Origin of the sequence: Acinetobacter haemolyticus (assembly GCF_900406815.1) — a bacterium.
Classification (GTDB): Bacteria; Pseudomonadota; Gammaproteobacteria; order Pseudomonadales; family Moraxellaceae; genus Acinetobacter; species Acinetobacter haemolyticus_A.
The window spans coordinates 1-3,483 of sequence record NZ_OVCN01000038.1; the positions used below are offsets into that span (position 1 = coordinate 1).

Annotated in this window: 2 tRNA genes and 1 rRNA gene; all 3 read right to left on the minus strand. The window is 48.9% G+C overall.

Annotation, left to right across the window (positions count from 1 at the left end):
• Nucleotides 1-59: 59 nt before the first annotated feature.
• A 23S ribosomal RNA gene (locus DK207_RS15520) occupies nt 60-2,951 on the minus strand.
• 308 nt (nt 2,952-3,259) lie between these two features.
• Nucleotides 3,260-3,335, minus strand: a tRNA-Ala gene (locus tag DK207_RS15525).
• Between the two features lie 70 nt (nt 3,336-3,405).
• A tRNA-Ile gene (locus DK207_RS15530) sits at nt 3,406-3,482 on the minus strand.
• Nucleotide 3,483 lies beyond the last annotated feature (1 nt).

Below are 3,483 nucleotides of genomic sequence, written 5' to 3' on the forward strand. Positions count from 1 at the left end.
ACACTAAATCAAGTTATGTATTGAATTTATCTTGCATACAACAACTGTTTGGGTGTTGTATAGTCAAGCCTCACGAGCAATTAGTATTGGTCAGCTTCACACGTCACCGTGCTTCCACACCCAACCTATCAACGTCCTAGTCTCGAACGGCTCTTTAGAGGAATAAATTCCTAGGGAAATCTTATCTTGAGGTAGGCTTCCCGCTTAGATGCTTTCAGCGGTTATCCCTTCCGAACATAGCTACCCGGCGATGCGACTGGCGTCACAACCGGTACACCAGAGGTTCGTCCACTCTGGTCCTCTCGTACTAGGAGCAGATCCTCTCAAATTTCCAGCGCCCACGGTAGATAGGGACCGAACTGTCTCACGACGTTCTAAACCCAGCTCGCGTACCTCTTTAAATGGCGAACAGCCATACCCTTGGGACCTGCTTCAGCCCCAGGATGAGATGAGCCGACATCGAGGTGCCAAACACCGCCGTCGATATGAACTCTTGGGCGGTATCAGCCTGTTATCCCCAGAGTACCTTTTATCCGTTGAGCGATGGCCCTTCCATACAGAACCACCGGATCACTAAGACCTACTTTCGTACCTGCTCGACTTGTGGGTCTCGCAGTTAAGCGCGCTTTTGCCTTTATACTCTACGCGTGATTTCCGACCACGCTGAGCGCACCTTCGTACTCCTCCGTTACTCTTTAGGAGGAGACCGCCCCAGTCAAACTACCCACCAGACATGGTCCTCGCCCCGGATTACGGGGCAGAGTTAGAACCTCAACATTACCAGGGTGGTATTTCAAGGACGGCTCCATTGGAACTAGCGTTCCAACTTCAAAGCCTCCCACCTATCCTACACAAGTAAGGTCAAAGTTCAATGTCAAGCTGCAGTAAAGGTTCACGGGGTCTTTCCGTCTAGCCGCGGGTACACTGCATCTTCACAGCGATTTCGATTTCACTGAGCCTCTGCTGGAGACAGCGCCGCCATCATTATGCCATTCGTGCAGGTCGGAACTTACCCGACAAGGAATTTCGCTACCTTAGGACCGTTATAGTTACGGCCGCCGTTTACTGGGGCTTCGATCAAGAGCTTCGCTTACGCTAACCCCATCAATTAACCTTCCAGCACCGGGCAGGCATCACACCCTATACGTCCACTTTCGTGTTTGCAGAGTGCTATGTTTTTAATAAACAGTTGCAGCGGCCTGGTTTCTGTGGCTGCCAATAGCTCAGGGAGCAAGTCCCATCACCGTCAGCAGCGTACCTTCTCCCGAAGTTACGGTACCATTTTGCCTAGTTCCTTCAGCAGAGTTCTCTCAAGCGCTTTGGTCTACTCGACCTGACCACCTGTGTCGGTTTCGGGTACGATTCCTGTGTAACTGAAGCTTAGAGACTTTTCCTGGAAGCATGGTATCAGCCACTTCACTGTACAAGTACAGCTTGCTATCAGCTCTCAGCATAGAGCACCCCGGATTTGCCTAAGATGCATGCCTACTGCCTTCCACCTGGACAACCAACGCCAGGCTGACTTAACCTTCTCCGTCCTCTCATCGCATTACACAGAAGTATTGGAATATTAACCAATTTCCCATCGACTACGCCTCTCGGCCTCGCCTTAGGGGTCGACTCACCCAGCCCCGATTAACGTTGGACTGGAACCCTTGGTCTTTCAGCGAACGGGTTTTTCACCCGTTTTGTCGTTACTCACGTCAGCATTCGCACTTCTGATACCTCCAGCATACTTCTCAATACACCTTCATCGGCTTACAGAACGCTCCCCTACCACGTATACAAAGTATACATCCGCAGCTTCGGCACATAGTTTTAGCCCCGTTACATCTTCCGCGCAGGCCGACTCGACTAGTGAGCTATTACGCTTTCTTTAAAGGGTGGCTGCTTCTAAGCCAACCTCCTAGCTGTCTATGCCTTCCCACATCGTTTCCCACTTAACTATGATTTTGGGGCCTTAGCTGGCGGTCTGGATTGTTTTCCTCTTGACTACGGACGTTAGCACCCGCAGTCTGTCTCCCGGATAGTACTCATTGGTATTCGGAGTTTGCATCGGTTTGGTAAGTCGGGATGACCCCCTAGCCGAAACAGTGCTCTACCCCCAATGGTATTCGTCCGAGGCGCTACCTAAATAGCTTTCGGGGAGAACCAGCTATCACCAGGCTTGATTAGCCTTTCACCCCTATCCACAAGTCATCCCCTGGCTTTTCAACGACAGTGGGTTCGGTCCTCCAGTTAGTGTTACCCAACCTTCAACCTGCTCATGGATAGATCGCCTGGTTTCGGGTCTATACCCAGCAACTATACGCCCTATTAAGACTCGATTTCTCTACGGCTCCCCTATACGGTTAACCTCGCTACTGAATATAAGTCGCTGACCCATTATACAAAAGGTACGCAGTCACACCACGAAGGTGCTCCCACTGCTTGTATGCATGCGGTTTCAGGATCTATTTCACTCCCCTCACAGGGGTTCTTTTCGCCTTTCCCTCACGGTACTGGTTCACTATCGGTCAGTCAGGAGTATTTAGCCTTGGAGGATGGTCCCCCCATATTCAGACAAGGTTTCACGTGCCTCGCCCTACTCGTCATCATTATGTGTGCCCTTTCGTGTACGGGAATATCACCCTCTACGTTCGCACTTCCCAGAGCGTTCCACTAAAACACACATAACTTAATGGGCTGATCCCCGTTCGCTCGCCGCTACTAAGGGAATCTCAATTGATTTCTTTTCCTAAGGGTACTGAGATGTTTCACTTCCCCTCGTTCGCCTCAATAACCTATGTATTCAGTTATTGATACCCGCCTTATAGCGGGTGGGTTCCCCCATTCAGAAATCTCCGGATCAAAGGATATTTGCCGCCTCCCCGGAGCTTTTCGCAGGCTATCACGTCTTTCTTCGCCTCTGACTGCCAAGGCATCCACCACATGCACTTAATTACTTGACTATACAACCCCAAACAGTCGTTAACACATACAAGTGAGTGTTATCGTTGCAAACTTAATTGCTACTGGTTGTTGTCTGTGAACTTAATCACCATACAGCTTCAATCTAAATTCATATACCAAAACGCTTGATTCAGTGTTTTTGCTAGTTCTCAATTTCATTCTTTCGAATGAATTGAGTGAACAATTTATTTCAGACTCAATTCTACTAATCTGTTAATGATTAACTACTGCCTCGTCAGCACGTAGTAAACTGTGATAAATCACAGAAGTTAATAAGCTTTAACTTACTAAATTCTGTAATCTTTAGTGGTGGAGACTAGGAGAGTCGAACTCCTGACCTCCTGCGTGCAAAGCAGGCGCTCTACCAACTAAGCTAAGTCCCCAGCTTTAATCACAATGAACGATATATCTTCTCTTCTGGCAGCTTGTGATTATTCATCACTTCGTCAGTAGTGGTGGGTCTGACAAGACTTGAACTTGTGACCCCACGCTTATCAAGCGTGTGCTCTAACCAACTGAGCTACAGACCCT